Origin of the sequence: Streptomyces sp. NPDC048111 (genome assembly GCF_043202815.1) — a bacterium.
Taxonomy (GTDB): Bacteria; Actinomycetota; Actinomycetes; order Streptomycetales; family Streptomycetaceae; genus Streptomyces.
Genome location: NZ_JBIDBD010000001.1, coordinates 611,706 through 627,042 on the forward strand (window position 1 = coordinate 611,706; position 15,337 = coordinate 627,042).

Sequence of the window (15,337 nt, forward strand, 5' to 3'; positions counted from 1 at the left end):
GAGACAGGAGTGAGAGCGGGCGGTGCGCGAAAGCCACCGCCCGCTTTTTGCTGCCCGCGTACGCCTCGGGGCGGCGCCGAGGGGCCGCTCGGGATCACCCGCGCGGCCCCTATTGCGTCGCATCATCACGAGCGTTACAGTCTCTAACTAACGGCACAGTACATAACAATGCCGGGCGCGACGAGCGTCCGCATGCAGGGGAGACGTCATGGCACACACCGAGAGCAACCTCCACGTGGTCCTCGGCTCGGGTCCGGCCGGCACCGCGCTCGCCGCCGAGCTGGCCCACCGCGGCCACCCGGTCCGCCTCGTCGACCGGTCCGGCACGGGCCCCGACGTGGCGGGCGTCGACCGGATGCGGGGCGACGTCTCCACGGCGGAGGGCGCCGCTGCCGCCGTTCACGGAGCCGGAGTCGTCTACCACTGCGTGAACGTCGCCTACCAGCTCCAGGTCGAGGTGATGCCCCGTGTCCAGCGGGCGGTGCTCGGCGCGGTCGAGGCGGAGGGCGCACGACTGGTCGTGCTCGACACGCTCTACCCGTACGGCCGGACGCACGGCGAGGTGATGACCGAGGACACCCCGTGGCGCGCCACCAGCGACAAGGGCCGGATGCGGGCCGAGCTCGACGAGATCTACCTGGCGGCCCACCGCGACGCCCGCGCCTCGGTGGTGCTCGGCCGCTCCGCCGACTTCGTCGGGCCCGGCGTCCTCAACTCGACGCTCGGTGCCGCGGTCTTTCCCGGCGCTCTGACGGGCGGCGAGGTGCTGACCCTGGGCGACATCGATCTGCCGCACAGCTACACCGACATCCGCTCGGTGGCCGCCGGGCTCGCCACCCTCGGCGAGAGCCCGCACGGCGACGGCCGCGTCTGGCACCTGCCCACCGCCTCCGCCCTGACCACCCGCGAGGTGCTGGGGATGGTCGAGGAGCGGGTCGGCCGGCCGCTGAAGATCGTCAATCTGGACGGGCCGCGTCCCTTCGGCCCGTTCGACGAGGTCTTCATGGGCGCGTACGCGGAGATGTTCTACCAGCACACCGAACCGCAGATCATGCACTCCGGCGCGTTCGAGGCGGCCTTCCGCACCGCACCGTTCACGATGGGCGACACCCTGGACGCGACGCTGGCGTGGTACCGCGGCCTGCTGGCGAAGAGCGCCTGAGCCCGGCGCCGGGCACGCTACTCGATGACGATCTCGAACGGGATGTTGCCGCGGGTGGCCTTGGAGTACGGGCAGGCGGCGTGGGTCAGCTCGACGAGCTTCTCGCCGCTCTCCCCCTCCAGGTGGGAGGGGAGCTCGACGCGCATGACCACGCCGATGCCGAAGCCTCCGTCGGCCGGGTCCTTGCCGATACCGACCTCGGCGGTCACCGACACGTCCTTGACGTCGAGCTTCAGCTGACGCGCCACCGACCCCATCGCGCTGGCGAAGCAGGCCGCGTACCCCGCGGCGAAGAGCTGCTCGGGGTTGGTGCCCTCGCCGTTGCCGCCGAGGGCGGGCGGGAAGGCGAGCGGCAGGTCGAGCCGGCCGTCGGAGCTGACGGTGCGGCCCTCGCGGCCGTTGGCGGTCGCCACTGCGGTGTAGAGCGCGTCCATGGGATCGGTCCTCTCGTGTCCGTGCGTACGGAGTCTGCGTACGGAGTCACTGCGGCTCCGCACCGGGGAAGCCTCGGCTGTCCTGCGACAACTGAAGCACACAATTAAGTTGTGCACAACTAAATGGCGCGGTGCTAGCCTGGAGCGCATGGTGACCACGCCCCCCGCCCGCCCGCACGACGAGGACTACCTGCGGCTCGACCTCCAGCTCTGCTTCTCGCTGCACGCGGCCTCGCGCGCCTTCAACGGCGTCTACCGCACGCTCCTGAAGGATCTGGGCCTGACGTATCCGCAGTACCTCGTGATGCTGACGCTGTGGGAGCACGGCGAACTGCCGGTCAAGAGCATCGGCGAGAAACTGCGGCTCGACTCCGGGACGCTGTCGCCGCTGCTCAAGCGCCTGGAGGCGGCCGGCTTCGTGGAGCGGCACCGCAGCCGCGCGGACGAGCGCTCGGTCACCGTCCGCCTCACCCGGCAGGGCACGGCCCTGCGCGAGCGGGCACAGGCCGTGCCCCGGGGCATCGCCCGCGCCGTCGGCCTCCCCGCGGAGGACTTCCACACCCTGCGCACCCTGCTGGCCACCCTGACCGAGAGCCTCGACGCGGCGGCAGCGGACCAGTCCTGACGTGCGCGCCGACACGGCGCGGGGCGCCGCGCCGCGCAGTGATAGGACTTGATCGCGAAGGACGTACGGACCAGCGGTACGTCCACGGGAGCAGGGGAGGCAGCGCGTGACACGTCCGGTCACCATCGTCACCGGGGGCAGCCGGGGAATCGGGGCGGCGACCTGTCGTCGCCTCGCCGCCGACGGGCACGACCTCGCGGTCGGCTACGTCCGCGACGAAGCGGCCGCGCGGGAAGTGGCCGACGCGGTGCGGTCGGCCGGCGCCCGCTGTGTCACCGTACGGGCCGACACCTCTCAAGAGGCGGACGTGGAGCGGCTGTTCGACGTGGCCGCCGAGCAACTGGGCCCGGTCACCGGGCTGGTGAACAACGCCGCCGTCACCGGCCCGCTCGGCCGTCTCGCCGATGCCCGTACCGAGGACCTGCGCCGCGTCCTCGACGTGAACCTCCTCGGGGCCCTGCTCGCCTGCCGGCGGGCGGCCCGGGACTTCGCGGCCGGTGGCGGCGGAGCCGTCGTCAACGTCTCCTCCGCCGCGGCCACCCTCGGCAGTCCCGGCGACTACGTCCACTACGCGGCGTCGAAGGCGGCGATCGACGCCCTGACCGTCGGGCTCTCCAAGGAGCTCGGCCCGGACCGCATCCGGGTCAACGCGGTGGCCCCGGGCGTCATCGACACCGACATGCACGCCGCCATGGGAGACCCCGGCCGCGCGGCCAGAATGGCCGGCGCCGTCCCGCTCGGCCGTCCCGGCGAGGCGGCCGAGGTCGCCGCCGCCATCGCCTGGCTGCTGTCGCCGGACGCCTCGTACACGACGGGCACCATCCTGCGGGTGGCGGGCGGACGGTAGCCCCGGGCGCCCGGCCCCCAACGGCCGGGGCCGGTAAGGGAGTTCGAGGAGGTGGACACGTGGACGGGATCGGCGGGAGCGCGGAGCCGTTCGAGGCGGCCACGGGCGACGGGCCGGTCATGGCCGGCCCCGAGCGGACGGCCGCCGTGCGCGCCGCGTTCGAGGGGTTGCGCACCATCCGCCGGGTGCTCGGCGCCCCGGGCCCGGCGCCGTGGGAGCGGCTGCGGCCGGTGCGGGCCGTCGCGCTGGCCCTGGAGGCGGCGGGTATCGACGTTTCGGCCGTCGGCTCCGACGGCGCCCGGTGTGCCACGGGCTACCGCGTCAGCGCCCCCGACGGTGGCGGGGCCGTCCGCGTGGAGTGGCTCGGGCCGCCCGGCAGCGGCGCCGAGTACGCGGCCCGGGAGGAGTTGCGGCGGTGCGCCGCCGTGCTGCGCGAGGCGGGGTGGGTGGCCCTGGAGTACCGCGGGGCGCGCCGCCACCACTACCTGGAGGTCGAACCGGCGGGGTGAGTCACGCCCGGTTCGCGGGGCTCCACGACTTTGGCTAGAGTGCGATGCTTGTTCGAAGGTCGGGGGCGTGGGGGGAAACATGAGTGCACAACTGCGGGACACGGCGGACGAGTTGGCCCGGCTGCTGTGGCGGGAGCACACGCTCTACCGGGAGCGGTCGGGCAGTGTCGTCATCCGGGGCGCGCACGTCGAGCGCTGGATCAGCCTCTCCCCCACCGGCGGCAAGGACCAGGTCCTGATCAGGGCGGGCCGGATCCTGGACGGCGGCACCACCGCCCCGGCCCGCTCGGAGACGGTGGCTGCGCTCACCGGCAGCACGGGTGAACTCGCCGCCGTCTGCCGGAAGTTGCTCGCCGAGACCGCGGCCGAACCCGTGCACGCCGGGTCCGGCCGGGCGCGGCGCGAAGGCCGGCCCGGGCGGTCCCGCGCGGAGCGGCCCGCGCGGCCGGTGCGCCGCGCCCGGCACACCGGTTTCGCGTCCTGGCTGATCATTCTCGCCCTGCTCGGCGTCGTCGTCCTGTGCGTGCGCAACGCGGTCGGCGTCGGCTGACGGCGATCCGGGACCGCTCAGACCGCCTCCGCCTCGATGATCGACGACAGGGACGGGGTCGGCAGGACACGGCTCAGACGGAAGCCGGACCGGGTGAGCAGGCGCTCGAACTCCGCGGCGGTGCGCTCCCTGCCCTTCAGGACCATCAGCATGATCATGTCGAGTTCCACCGCGGGGTGCGCGTCCCCGTTGTCGGGCAGGACGGCGTCGACCACCAGAAGGCGGCGGCCCGGGGCCGCGGCCCTGCGGACGGCGCCCAGGATGCGCAGGCAGTCCTCGTCGTCCCAGTCGTGCAGGATGTTCTTGAGCAGGTACAGATCGCCGCCGGCCGGTACCTCCGAGAAGAAGTCGCCGCCCGTCACGCTCCAGCGGCCCCGGAGTTCATCGGTGTCGAGCACATGGTCGCCGACGGTGTCGGGACGGTCGAACAGGACGCCGTCGAGCCCGGGTTCGCGGGTGAGGACCGCGCGCAGGAAGCCGCCCCGGCCGCCGCCGACGTCGACGACGGTCCCGTGGTCCGGAAACGGGTAACTCCCCGCGACGGCTTCCACGACGCGGCCGGACAGGGAGGCCATGCCGGCGTCGAAGAGGTCGCGTGCCTCGGGCGTGGCCGCCAGATGCTCGAAGAAGGGGCGCCCGTACGCCGTCGCGAAGGGCGTCTCGCCCGTACGCAGGACGTCCGTGATGCCGTAGGAGGCCCGGCGGAGCATCTCGTCGGTGATGAACAGGGCCGCCCCGTGCTGTGAACCCGGTACGTCGCTGCGCAGGAGCCGGCCCGCGTCGGTCAGCCCGTAGGCGCCCTTCTCGTCCTGGGTGAACAGGCCGTGCATCGCGAGGAGCCGCAGGACCCGCCGCAGCGAGTCCGCGTGCAGATTGGCCTCGTCGGCCAGCTCGTCGGGGGTGCGGGCCCCCTCGGCGAGGCGGTCGGCGATGCGGTGCACCGCCACCGCGCGGACCGACGCCGAGTAGATGTGGCCGTACAACAGCTGGTTGAGCGGGGAGGGGCCGGCCGAAGCGGCGGAGGGCGTCGGGTGGTCCGGGCTGGTCGCCAACGGGTGCTCCTGTCGTCACGCGGGAGTGCCGGTGTCACGGCTGTGGACTGCCGTCACATCGTGCAGTGCGCGCGCCGCCCGTGCGTGTGTTTCGGCCGGGCGCGGGGCCGTCAAGTCGCCTTCCGGACACGGGCGCCCCGTCGGGCGGGCCCTGGGTGGCCGGTTCGCACCACCCGCGGCGACGACCTGCTACAAAGGCCTCATCCGCTTCGACGACCCGAGGATGGCGCCATGTCCGCCGACGTGCTGGACCGGCTCGGAGCCGGCAAGTACCTGCTCGTCACCACGTACAAGAAGGACGGCACGGGGGTCGCCACCCCGGTGTGGGTGGTCCGGGACGGCGACGCCCTGATGATCTGGACGGTCGCCGACTCCTGGAAGGTCAAGCGCATCCGCAACCGGTCCGGGGTCCTGGCCGGCCCGTGCGACGTGCGCGGCCGTCCGACCGGGGAGCAGCACCCCGCGACGGCCGTGATCTGCGACGCGGCAGCCGCCGGGAACGTCCGGAGGCTGCTGCGCCGCAAGTACGGGGTGCTCGGACGGCTCACCCTGCTCGGCAGCCGGCTGCGGCGCGGCGCGAGCGGCACGGTGGCCGTCCGGATCACTCTGGACGTCCGGCCCGGACCCTAGGGCCCCGCGACCAGGTCGGCCACGTTGTTCGCCGAGTTGGAGGGGCCTCCGTTGCCGTTGATGACGTGGTTGATGGTGCCGGTGCCGCCGAGCGAGACCGTCACCATGTCGTGGAAGCGGACCCCGGCGGCGGCCGGCGCCTCGAAGGCCCGCTCGGCCACCACCGAGGGGTTGGCGCTGAAGAAGCAGTAGCTGCCGAGCCCCCACGCCTCGTGGCTCGTCACGCCCGGCGCCACCTGGTAGGCGTCGTAGCCGCGGGTCGAGCCGTTCATCCAGGCGCTCTGGTTCGGCGGGTCGTAGGGCATCTCGTTCTGGAAGAAGTAGGTGCGTCCTCCGTTGCCGTTCCAGATGACCTGGTGCTGCTGGTAGTGCTCGACGAACAGGCCGTACATGGTGACGTCGGTGCCGTTGACCACGAGCCCGTTGGCGGCGGTGTTGCTGGTCCAGCCCACGCCGCTGCCGTGGTCGGCCCGCCACAGCCACATGTGGTCGCCGATGACGTCGGAGCTGTTGACGACGAGGCTCTGGGTGGCCCTGCCGACGCCCGCGCCGCCGATCCGGAAGAACACGTCGTGCAGCGAGATCGGGTCGGCGCCGTGCCGGGCGGACGCTCCGCCCGGGCCGACCCGCATCAGGGTCGCGGAGTTGACGGTGCCCGCGTCGATGAGCAGGCCGGCCACGTTCACCCCGTCCACGTCGGCGACGTCCATCGCGGTGATGCCGTTGCCGGGGACCAGGGTGGCGAGCCCGAGGCCGAGCACGACGGTGTCCGCGCGGTTCACGTTCAGGGTCTGGTCGAGGTGGTAGACGCCGGGTGTGAACAGCAGGTTCTTGCCCTGGGCCAGGGCCTGGTTGATGGAGGCGGCACTGGCGCCGGGCTTGACGATGAAGAAGGTGTCGATGCCCAGCGAGCCGCCGGCCTGTCTGCCGCCGGACCAGGTGGTGCCCCGGGTGTCGGTGCGGGCGGCCGGCACGAACACCTTGTACGCGCCCGCGCCGTCCACGTAGAGGAAGGGCTTCTCGCGGGTCACGGGTGCGGTGGCGACCGTGGTGTAGGGCGGGTTGGGGAAGGTGTTCGCGGGTGCGTTGACGTCGCCGACGAACACCATGTTCCAGTTGGAGCCGCTCCAGCTGCCCCACTGGGTGTTGCGCGAGAGCCACTGCTGCTGGGAGCCGGAGCGCACCTGGCCGTCGATCCTGGAGTCGGCGATGAACCCGCCGCTCGACCAGCCGCCGTCGTCGAGCTGGAGGTTGCCGCGTACGTGCATGCGCCGGTAGGGCGCGGCCTGTGAGACGGCCCAGCGGTCGCTGCCGCCGGTGGGGTTGACGGAGAGGTTCTCGGCGGAGCGCCAGAAGTTCTGGGTGGCGTTGCCCTGGAACCAGTCCGCCTCGGCGTGTACGGCGCCGTTGATGGTGACGTCGTCCGGGGACAGGCCGAGGCCCGCGACCTGGGTGTAGAAGCCCACGTTGGCGTCGGCGCTGTAGGTGCCGGGCTTGAACAGCAGGGCGTAGCGCTGCGTGCCGAACTGGTTCTGTTCCTGCTGGGCGAAGACCTGGTTGAGCCGGCTCTGGATCGCGGACGCGGACATCGAGGGGTCGAAGACGCTGACGTTGGGCCCGAAGTCCGGTGTCCCCGCGGGCGGTTGGGTGCCGTCCACGGGGTCCACGGCGAAGGACTGGGCCGCGCTTCCGTTGCAGGCGTACTGCTGCATCCGGGCGCCGTCGGCGGTGGACGCCCCGGGTACGTCGAGGCACTTGCCGCTGTTGCGGTTCACGAAGTGGTAGGCGCCGCCCGCTTCGGCCACCGGCAGCCACTGCTGGTTGGCTCCGCCGCCGTACGTCCACAGCTGGACGGGCGCCGCGTCGGCCGTCGACACGTCGGTGACGTCCCAGGACTTGCTCGTGTCATTGCGGTTGTCGACGCGGACGTAGCCGTCGCCGGTCGCCTGGAAGCGCCACTGCTGCGCGGCGCTCGCATTGCAGGCGTACTGCTGGACGGCCGTGCCGTCGGCGGTGCCGGCCGACGCCGCGTCCACGCACTTGCCGCTGTTGCGGGCGGCCACGGTGACCCACCCGGTCGGCAGGTCGGCCGCCTGCGCGGCCGGGGCGAGCGCCGTGGCGGACACGAGGGAGGCGAGCAGGGCGCCGAGGGCGAGCAGCGGCGCCGGTGCGGCAGGACGGCGCCGGCGTCCGGGCGCGGGCGGGCCGAAGGGTCGGGGTGTTCTCATACGTCTCTCCTGTACCGCGGGGTGCACGGAGTAAGTGGGGGGTGTACGGGAGGAGTTACGAGGTGCGGGGAAGGGGCGTCCTGTGCGACGCACGGGGTTCACGGCTTTCTTCAAGGTGTGAAGTTAGGAGGGTGCGGCGAGCCCGTCAAGAGTTCAGGAACAGAAGAAGTCCGGGTGTGCCCGGCGGGCGGCTGGTAGCTTGACGCGTCCGGAAAGCGCGTCGCAAGGGGACGATCAGCAGTGCACAGCTTCTCGCGTACCACCGGCCTCGCCTGTGTGGGGCTCGCCGCCGTCCTGATCATGTCGGGCTGCACGAGCGAGGGATCGGACAAGGCGTCGGACAAGCCGTCGGCCCGGGCATCGGGGCAGGCGTCGGGCGGGACGCCGACGGACGGCGCGGGCGCGGGCGCCTCGAAGCCGCCCGGTCAGGGCGGGGCTTCAACTCCCGGTCAGGGCAAGGGAGATGGCGCTTCGGGCGGGGCGACGCCTGCGTCCGGGGGCCTCGACGGCAACTGGGTCGCGGTGACGCGGAACAAGCCGGTCGCGCTCGTCATCAAGGGCAAGGCCGCCTCCGTGCTCGGGGAGCACCTGTGCAGCGGAACGACGAGCGGCGCCGCCGGGACGGCGACGTGCGACTCACCTGTACGGACGGCGACACCACCCGCACCAAGGGCACCGCCCGGCTCAACGGGGCCAAGCTGGAGGTCAGTTGGGACGGTTTCGGCAAGGACGAGTTCAGCCGGAACACGACGCGGGGCTGAGGCCCGGCCACCGCTCGGCGGCCGGGCCGGTGGTTCACGCGTCGGCGAGGTGCGGCTGCTGCGGAACCTCCAGGGTGCGAACTCCCTTGTGGACGGGCTGGGTTGCCAGTGACTCACCCAGGGCCTGGTCCAGGTCCTGCCACAGATCACCGGCGTCCTCCAGCCCGACCGACATGCGCAGCAGCCGGTCGCTGACGCCGGAGGCGGTGCGGTCGTCCTCGGGCACGATGCGGTGGCTGATCGAGGCGGGGTGCTGGATCAGCGTGTCCACGCTGCCGAGGCTGACGGCCGGGGTGATCAGCCGCACCCGGGCGATCACCTCGTGCGGGTCGGCGAGCGTCTCGAAGGCGACCATGGCGCCGCCGATCTTCGGATAGTGGACGCGCAGCACGCGCGGGTCGGACGCGAGCCGCGCCGCGAGCCCGGCCGCGGTCGCGGACGCGGCCCTGACCCGTACCGGCAGGGTCGCGAGGCCGCGCAGCAGCAGATAGCCGGCGAGCGGGTGCAGCACCCCGCCGGTGGCGAAGCGGATCTGGCGCAACCTGCGGGCGAAGGCCTCGTCGCAGGCGACGACGCCGCCGAGGACGTCCCCGTGGCCGCCGAGGTACTTCGTCGCGCTGTGCAGGACCAGGCGGGCGCCGCTCTCCACCGGCCGCTGGAGCACCGGTGTGGCGAAGGTGTTGTCGACGAGCAGCGGCACCGTGCCGCAGGCTTCGGCGAGCGCCGCGAGGTCGACCTCCGCGAGCGTCGGATTGGCCGGGCTCTCCACCATGACCAGGGCGGTGTCGGGGCGGATCGCCCCTGCCACGTCCGCCGGGTCGGCCCAGGTGACCTCGGTGCCGAGCAGGCCCGCGGTCAGCAGGTGGTCGCTGCATCCGTACAGGGGGCGCACCGCCACCACGTGCCGGCGGCCCGTGGCGTGCTGGGCGAGCAGGACCGCCGACAGCGCGGCCATGCCGCTGGCGAAGGCGACGGCGGACTCGGTGCCCTCCAGGCGGGCGAGCGCGGTCTCGAAGCGGGCGACGGTGGGGTTGCCGAGGCGGCCGTAGACCGGCGGGCCCTCGGGCTCCTCGCCGGTGGCGGCGAAGGCGTCGATCCGGGCCGCTTCACCGCGGCTGTCGTACGACGGATAGGTGGTGGACAGATCGATGGGGGGAACGTGCAGTCCGAGACCGGCGAGGTCTTCGCGGCCGGCGTGCACGGCGAGGGTGTCCACGGCTCTGGCGTCCACAGGTGTGGTGTCGGCGTCCATGGGTCCACTGTGAACAGTGGGCGGCCCGCGGGAGCCACGGCCCGTGTAACGTTCGGGCCATGTCCGAATCCGTCGTACTGGACCCGGTGGATCTGCACATTCTGCGGCTTCTGCAGAACGACGCACGCACGACCTACCGCGATCTCGCCGCCGAGGTGGGCGTGGCGCCCTCCACCTGCCTGGACCGTGTGGCCCGGCTGCGGCGCACCGGGGTGATCCTCGGCTATCAGCTGCGCGTCGATCCGGCGAAGCTGGGCCGGGGCCTCCAGGCGCTGCTGTCCGTACAGGTGCGTCCGCACCGGCGCGACCTGATCGGCCCGTTCGTGGAGCGGGTCAGGGCGCTGCCGGAGTCCCGGGCGCTGTTCCATCTGACGGGGCCGGACGACTATCTGGTGCACGTGACGGTGGCGGACACCGCCGATCTCCAGCGGCTCGTCCTGGACGAGTTCACCTCGCGCCCCGAGGTGGCCCGGGTGGAGACCCGTCTCATCTTCCAGCAGTGGGACTGCGGTCCCCTGCTGCCGCCGACCTAGGGCCGGTTCCGGGCACCCGTGCTGAGCCCCCGGAACCGGCCTTGGGGGCTCAGCGCGCGTCGGCCTTCAGGAGGTCGGCGCACTTCTCGCCGATCGCCATCGTGGTGATGCACGGGTTGACGGTGACGAGCTCCGGCATGACCGAGCCGTCGCACACCCGCAGCCCGTCGATGCCCTTGACCCGCAGGCGGGCGTCGACCGGCGCCATCGCGTCGTCGTCCGCGCCCATCTTCACCGTGGAGGCCGGGTGGTAGACGGTGTTGTGCGTCTTGCGGATGTAGTCGAGCAGCTCGTCGTCGGTGCGGACGTCCGGCCCGGGGGCGAGTTCGGCGCCCGCCCAGCCGCTCAGCGCGGGCCGGGCCGCGATCCGACGGGCCAGCTTCAGGCCGTACGTCATGACCCGCTCGTCGTGCTCGTGCGTGAAGTAGCGCGGGTCGACCATCGGCTTGTCGCGGTAGTCGCGGGTGCGCAGCCGCACGGTGCCGCGCGACTTGGCCTGCGTCACGTTGGGGGTGAGGCAGAACGCGTTCTCGGTGGTCGGGTAGCCGTGGCGGGCGGTGTTCATGTCGAACGGCACCTGGCCGTAGTGGAACATCAGGTCGGGGCGGTCCAGGCCGGGTTCGGTGTCCGCGAAGATGCCGATCTCCCACCACTGCGTGGAGGCCGTCGTCATGGGCTGCTTGGCCTCCCACATGATGACGCCCTCGGGGTGGTCCTGGAGGTTCTCGCCGACGCCGGGGGCGTCGACCAGGACGTCCACGCCCACTTCGCGCAGATGGGCCGCGGGGCCGATGCCCGACAGCATCAGGAGCTTGGGGGTGTCGATGGAGCCGCAGGAGACGATGACCTCGCGCCGGGCCGTGACGGTGCGGGTGTGGATGAGGTCCGGGTCGAGGTACTCGGCGCCGGTGCAGCGGCGGTTGCCGTCGATGAGCAGCTTCTTGGCGCGCACCCCGGTGCGCACGACGAGGTTGGGCCGCTTGTCCATCACGGGGTGGAGGTAGGCCACCGAGGAGGACTGGCGGATGTTGTTCTCGTCGGAGTTGATCTGGAACCAGTTGGCGCCCCGGACCACGGTCCTGGCGTCGTTGAACTGCGTGGTGGGGATGCCCTCTTGGGCACACGCCTCCAGGAGCGCCGCACCGCACGGGTCGGACGACGTGACGTTGCGGATCTTCACCGGGCCGCTGCGGCCGTGGTGGTCGCCGGGGGCGTCGTTGGTCTCCAGGCGCCGGTAGAGCGGGAAGATGTCGGCCGCGCTCCAGCCCGTACAGCCCGCCGCCGCCCAGGCGTCGAGGTCCTCGGCGGGCGCCCAGAAGGCGATGCAGGAGTTGTGCGAGGAGCAGCCGCCGAGCACCTTGGCACGGGCGTGGCGCATGAAGCTGTTGCCGTGGGTCTGCGGCTCGACGGGGTAGTCCCAGTCGTAGCCGGATTCGAGCAGGCCCATCCAGCGGTCGAGCTTGAGGACGTTGTCGTCACCGACGTCGGAGGGACCTGCCTCCAGGACGCACACGGTGACCGAGGGGTCTTCGCTGAGACGGGCCGCGACCACATTGCCCGCCGTGCCTCCGCCGACCACGACGTAGTCGAACTCCTCGGCGCCGACAGGGGATTCAGTGGGCTGTGTGGGCATGGGTCTGCGACTCACTTTCGTTGTCCGGTGCGGCGTGGCTCGCGAGGACGCCGGTCTTGTGGCGCTGGACGAACCAGTAGTAGGCGAAGCCGCCGAGCAGGACGGCTCCGACGAAGAGGAAGGCGCCCCAGCGCAGGTACCAGTGGTAGGGCGCGGTGGCGTTGTAGACCTCGGCGCGCGGCCAGGCCAGGTTGAGGGTCATCGCGCCGCCCCACAGGACACCCAGGATGTTGACGGGCAGGCCCCAGCGGCCGAGCGAGAACTTGCCGTCGCCGGCCGGGGTCCACTTGCCGCGCAGGCGGGCGACCAGCATGGGCAGGGTGACCAGGAGGTAGGCCACGTAGATCATGATGATGCCGATGCTGGTGACGACCGAGAAGATCTGCGGCTGGCGGATGTTCACGAGCAGGATCACCAGGGCCAGGACGCCGATGACGACGGCGGGCAGTACCGGCGTCTGGAAGCGCGGGCTGACCTTGGCCATGAGGGAGGCAGCGGGCAGGTTGTTGTCGCGCGACATCGCGAAGGCGAGGCGGATGGCCGCGGTGTGCACGGCGAGCGCGCAGACGGTAACGGCGATCAGGACGCACCAGAGCATGAGCTTGCCGCCGGTGTCGCCGAGCACGTCGAGCACCACGTACTGGAGGCCGTCGCTGGTGATGCCCTTGCCGTCGAGGCTGCTGACGCTCATCAGGGCGAGGATCAGGATCAGCCCGCCGAGCACGAACGAGGCGAGGAGCGCCCGCAGGATCGCCCGGGGCGCGTTGCGGGAGGGGTCGACGGACTCCTCGCCGAGCGAGGCAGCGGTGTCGAAGCCGTACATGACGTAGGCGGAGGCGAGGGCGGCGGTCAGGAAGGCGCCCATGTAGCCGAAGCTGCCGCTGCCGCCGTGGCCGTGGGTGTCGAGCACGACGCTCGGGCCGCGGACCACGTGGACCGCGAACAGCACGATCAGCACGACGGTGGCGACGAGTTCGAGGAAGACGCCGGCGGTGTTGATCCGCGCCATCAGCTTGACGCCGAAGGCGTTGACGAGGGTGGTGAAGAGGATCAGGACCGCGGCGAGGATGACGGCGTTGGTGGCGACGTCGTAGGTGCCGGTGCCGTCGCCGACGATCTGGAAGACCTTGGAGATCTGCGGCAGGGTCGCCTGGTAGGCGAGGGCGACCGCGGCGATCGACACGATGGAGGCGATGAGCATCATCCAGCCGGCCAGCCAGCCGACGTGCGGGCCGCCGAGCTTCTTGGCCCAGTTGTAGACCGAGCCGGCGACCGGGTACTTCGCGGCGAGTTCGGCGAAGCAGAGGGCCACCATCAGCTGGCCGACGAACACCAGCGGCCAGGACCACCAGTAGGCGGGGCCGCCGAAGCCGAAGCCGAAGTAGAACAGCTGGAAGGTTCCGGTGAGGATCGAGATGTAGCTGATGCCCGCGGCGAAGGTGTGGAAGTTGCCGAGGGTGCGCTTGAGTTCGGGTCTGTAACCGAACTCCCTGAGATCGTCGTCATCTTTCGTCATGCTCATGACCAGACTCCACATAGGCAGGGATACAGGAGGGGCACGGTGCGGTGGACCGGCCGCCCACGGGGTGCGGCCGGTCCCGGGTTCAGCGGCTCAGCTCTCGAACCACCCCTGGGGCGCGGGGGCGGTGTTGCGCCAGATGTGCTTGGTCTCCTGGTACTCGGCCAGACCCGCGGGGCCGAGCTCGCGGCCGGTGCCGGACTGCTTGTAGCCGCCCCATTCGGCCTGCGGCACGTACGGGTGGAAGTCGTTGATCCACACGGTGCCGAGACGGAGCCCGGCCGCGACGCGGCGGGCGCGTGCCTCATCGGTGGTCCACACCGCGCCGGCCAGCCCGTAGACGGTGTCGTTGGCCAGCCGCACGGCCTCGTCCTCATCGGTGAAGCGCTCGACGGTCAGGACCGGCCCGAAGGACTCGTCCCGCACCACGCTCATGTCGGCCCGGCACTCGTCGAGGACGGTCGGCGGGTAGTAGTAACCGCCTTCCAGGTCGGCCGAGTTGGGACGTTCGCCGCCGCAGCGCAGCACGGCGCCCTCGGCGAGGCCGGCCGCGACGTAGGCCTCGACCTTCTCGCGATGGGCGGCGGAGATGAGCGGGCCCGTCTCGGCGTGCTCGTCGAAGGGGCCGCCGAGCCTGATTCGGCGGGCGCGGCGCACCAGTTCGTCCACGAACCGGTCGTGCAGCGCGTCCTCGACCAGCAGCCGGGTACCGGCCGAACAGACCTGGCCCGAGTGCAGGAAGACGGCGGTGAGCGCGTTGTCCACGGCCGCCTCGAAGCCCGCCTCGGTCGCCGCCACATCGGCGAAGACGACGTTGGGGTTCTTGCCGCCGAGTTCGAGCGCGGCCCTCTTCACGGTGGGCGCGGCGGACGCCATGATGCGACGGCCGGTGACCAGGCCGCCGGTGAACGAGACCAGGTCGACGTCGGGGTGCTCGGCGAGCGGGGCGCCGGCCTCGGCGCCCGCGCCCAGTACCAGGTTGGCGACGCCCGCCGGAAGGCCCGCCTCGGTCAGGAGCTTCATGAGGTGGACGGCGGTGTGCGGGGTGAGTTCGCTGGGCTTGAGGACGAAGGTGTTGCCCGCGCCGATCGCCGGTGCCACCTTCCAGGCGGTCTGCAGGAGCGGGTAGTTCCATGGCGTGATCAGGCCGCACACGCCGACCGGCTCGCGCACCACGCGGCTGTCGACGACCGGGTTGCCGGTGTCCACGACGCGCCCCGCGTCCTGGGCCGCGACCAGGTGGCCGAAGTAGCGGAAGCAGTTCGCGATGTCGTCCATGTCGTAGCGGGACTCGACCAGCCGCTTGCCGGTGTCCAGGGACTCGGCGCGGGCGAGCTGTTCCTTGTCGCGCACCAGCAGGTCCGCGACGCGCAGCAGGAGCGCGCCTCGTTCGGCCGGGGCCGTCCTCGGCCACGGGCCGTGGTCGAAGGCGGTCCGGGCCGCGGCGATGGCGGCGGCGGTGTCCTGGGGACCCGCCTCGTCGACGGTGGCGACCAGGGTGCCGTCGGCGGGACACCGGATCTCACGGGTCCGCCCGTCGACGGCGGCCGTCCACCGGCCGTCGATGAAGAGTTCGGGCATGGGTCGGGTCCTCCGTTTGCG

The 15,337-nt window shown here is 72.0% G+C and carries 15 protein-coding genes; 8 read left to right on the plus strand and 7 right to left on the minus strand.

The window, feature by feature from the left end:
* Positions 1-208 precede the first annotated feature (208 nt).
* The gene (locus ACGF3I_RS02775; protein ID WP_393128693.1) at positions 209-1,162 is read left to right on the plus strand and encodes an NAD-dependent epimerase/dehydratase family protein; all 954 of its coding nucleotides are present in this window, start codon (positions 209-211) and stop codon (positions 1,160-1,162) included.
* Between the two features lie 17 nt (positions 1,163-1,179).
* On the opposite strand, the gene ACGF3I_RS02780 is transcribed toward ACGF3I_RS02775, so the two are convergent.
* Positions 1,180-1,596, minus strand: coding sequence for an organic hydroperoxide resistance protein (locus tag ACGF3I_RS02780; protein WP_393128694.1), 417 nt, complete (start codon positions 1,594-1,596; stop codon positions 1,180-1,182).
* Between the two features lie 148 nt (positions 1,597-1,744).
* Between ACGF3I_RS02780 and ACGF3I_RS02785 the strand changes: the two genes are divergently transcribed.
* From ACGF3I_RS02785 to ACGF3I_RS02800, 4 genes are all read left to right on the plus strand, one after another.
* Positions 1,745-2,221: a MarR family winged helix-turn-helix transcriptional regulator gene (locus tag ACGF3I_RS02785; protein WP_393128695.1), complete on the plus strand. Its 477-nt coding sequence runs from the start codon at positions 1,745-1,747 to the stop codon at positions 2,219-2,221.
* 106 nt (positions 2,222-2,327) lie between these two features.
* On the plus strand, positions 2,328-3,068 hold the full coding sequence (locus ACGF3I_RS02790; protein ID WP_393128696.1) for an SDR family oxidoreductase: 741 nt from the start codon (positions 2,328-2,330) through the stop codon (positions 3,066-3,068).
* A 119-nt stretch (positions 3,069-3,187) separates the two neighbouring features.
* Positions 3,188-3,577 carry a hypothetical protein gene (locus tag ACGF3I_RS02795; protein WP_393129106.1) on the plus strand — a complete coding sequence of 130 codons (390 nt, stop codon included), beginning with the start codon at positions 3,188-3,190 and terminating at the stop codon, positions 3,575-3,577.
* Between the two features lie 79 nt (positions 3,578-3,656).
* The gene (locus ACGF3I_RS02800; protein ID WP_393128697.1) at positions 3,657-4,127 is read left to right on the plus strand and encodes a hypothetical protein; all 471 of its coding nucleotides are present in this window, start codon (positions 3,657-3,659) and stop codon (positions 4,125-4,127) included.
* Between the two features lie 17 nt (positions 4,128-4,144).
* Here ACGF3I_RS02800 and ACGF3I_RS02805 read toward each other — a convergent pair whose 3' ends face one another.
* Positions 4,145-5,179: a methyltransferase gene (locus ACGF3I_RS02805; RefSeq protein WP_393128698.1), complete on the minus strand. Its 1,035-nt coding sequence runs from the start codon at positions 5,177-5,179 to the stop codon at positions 4,145-4,147.
* Positions 5,180-5,410: 231 nt separating this feature from the next.
* Here ACGF3I_RS02805 and ACGF3I_RS02810 point away from each other — a divergent pair, with 231 nt between their 5' ends.
* Positions 5,411-5,809 carry a PPOX class F420-dependent oxidoreductase gene (locus ACGF3I_RS02810; protein ID WP_393128699.1) on the plus strand — a complete coding sequence of 133 codons (399 nt, stop codon included), beginning with the start codon at positions 5,411-5,413 and terminating at the stop codon, positions 5,807-5,809.
* Here ACGF3I_RS02810 and ACGF3I_RS02815 read toward each other — a convergent pair.
* Positions 5,806-8,037, minus strand: a complete 2,232-nt coding sequence (locus ACGF3I_RS02815; RefSeq protein ID WP_393128700.1) for an RICIN domain-containing protein — start codon at positions 8,035-8,037, stop codon at positions 5,806-5,808. The two genes, ACGF3I_RS02810 and ACGF3I_RS02815, sit on opposite strands and share 4 nt — an antisense overlap.
* A gap of 590 nt (positions 8,038-8,627) precedes the next feature.
* Here ACGF3I_RS02815 and ACGF3I_RS02820 point away from each other — a divergent pair.
* On the plus strand, positions 8,628-8,798 hold the full coding sequence (locus ACGF3I_RS02820; protein WP_393128701.1) for a hypothetical protein: 171 nt from the start codon (positions 8,628-8,630) through the stop codon (positions 8,796-8,798).
* Positions 8,799-8,832: 34 nt separating this feature from the next.
* Here the strand turns inward: ACGF3I_RS02820 and ACGF3I_RS02825 are convergent, their stop codons facing one another.
* Positions 8,833-10,050, minus strand: coding sequence for a trans-sulfuration enzyme family protein (locus ACGF3I_RS02825; RefSeq protein WP_393128702.1), 1,218 nt, complete (start codon positions 10,048-10,050; stop codon positions 8,833-8,835).
* 59 nt (positions 10,051-10,109) lie between these two features.
* On the opposite strand from ACGF3I_RS02825, the gene ACGF3I_RS02830 reads away from it, so the two are divergent.
* Positions 10,110-10,583: an Lrp/AsnC family transcriptional regulator gene (locus tag ACGF3I_RS02830; RefSeq protein ID WP_393128703.1), complete on the plus strand. Its 474-nt coding sequence runs from the start codon at positions 10,110-10,112 to the stop codon at positions 10,581-10,583.
* A gap of 49 nt (positions 10,584-10,632) precedes the next feature.
* Here the strand turns inward: ACGF3I_RS02830 and ACGF3I_RS02835 are convergent, their stop codons facing one another.
* The 3 genes from ACGF3I_RS02835 to ACGF3I_RS02845 all read right to left on the minus strand — a co-directional run bounded on the left by ACGF3I_RS02835 (position 10,633) and on the right by ACGF3I_RS02845 (position 15,316).
* A complete protein-coding gene (locus tag ACGF3I_RS02835) occupies positions 10,633-12,216 on the minus strand; it encodes a GMC family oxidoreductase (RefSeq protein ID WP_393128704.1) in 1,584 nt (527 codons plus the stop codon).
* Positions 12,197-13,738: an APC family permease gene (locus ACGF3I_RS02840; RefSeq protein WP_393128705.1), complete on the minus strand. Its 1,542-nt coding sequence runs from the start codon at positions 13,736-13,738 to the stop codon at positions 12,197-12,199. The genes ACGF3I_RS02835 and ACGF3I_RS02840 overlap by 20 nt, the downstream gene beginning before the upstream one ends.
* A gap of 90 nt (positions 13,739-13,828) precedes the next feature.
* On the minus strand, positions 13,829-15,316 hold the full coding sequence (locus tag ACGF3I_RS02845) for an aldehyde dehydrogenase family protein (RefSeq protein WP_393128706.1): 1,488 nt from the start codon (positions 15,314-15,316) through the stop codon (positions 13,829-13,831).
* Positions 15,317-15,337: the final 21 nt, after the last annotated feature.

What these genes read in the sequence shown, in the direction of transcription:
- ACGF3I_RS02775 (WP_393128693.1), top strand. Translation starts at nt 209, where the DNA reads ATGGCACACACCGAGAGCAACCTCCACGTGGTCCTCGGCTCGGGTCCG.
- ACGF3I_RS02780 (WP_393128694.1), bottom strand. Translation starts at nt 1,596, where the DNA reads ATGGACGCGCTCTACACCGCAGTGGCGACCGCCAACGGCCGCGAGGGC.
- ACGF3I_RS02785 (WP_393128695.1), top strand. Translation starts at nt 1,745, where the DNA reads ATGGTGACCACGCCCCCCGCCCGCCCGCACGACGAGGACTACCTGCGG.
- ACGF3I_RS02795 (WP_393129106.1), top strand. Translation starts at nt 3,188, where the DNA reads ATGGCCGGCCCCGAGCGGACGGCCGCCGTGCGCGCCGCGTTCGAGGGG.
- ACGF3I_RS02800 (WP_393128697.1), top strand. Translation starts at nt 3,657, where the DNA reads ATGAGTGCACAACTGCGGGACACGGCGGACGAGTTGGCCCGGCTGCTG.
- ACGF3I_RS02810 (WP_393128699.1), top strand. Translation starts at nt 5,411, where the DNA reads ATGTCCGCCGACGTGCTGGACCGGCTCGGAGCCGGCAAGTACCTGCTC.
- ACGF3I_RS02815 (WP_393128700.1), bottom strand. Translation starts at nt 8,037, where the DNA reads ATGAGAACACCCCGACCCTTCGGCCCGCCCGCGCCCGGACGCCGGCGC.
- ACGF3I_RS02825 (WP_393128702.1), bottom strand. Translation starts at nt 10,050, where the DNA reads ATGGACGCCGACACCACACCTGTGGACGCCAGAGCCGTGGACACCCTC.
- ACGF3I_RS02830 (WP_393128703.1), top strand. Translation starts at nt 10,110, where the DNA reads ATGTCCGAATCCGTCGTACTGGACCCGGTGGATCTGCACATTCTGCGG.
- ACGF3I_RS02835 (WP_393128704.1), bottom strand. Translation starts at nt 12,216, where the DNA reads ATGCCCACACAGCCCACTGAATCCCCTGTCGGCGCCGAGGAGTTCGAC.
- ACGF3I_RS02840 (WP_393128705.1), bottom strand. Translation starts at nt 13,738, where the DNA reads ATGAGCATGACGAAAGATGACGACGATCTCAGGGAGTTCGGTTACAGA.
- ACGF3I_RS02845 (WP_393128706.1), bottom strand. Translation starts at nt 15,316, where the DNA reads ATGCCCGAACTCTTCATCGACGGCCGGTGGACGGCCGCCGTCGACGGG.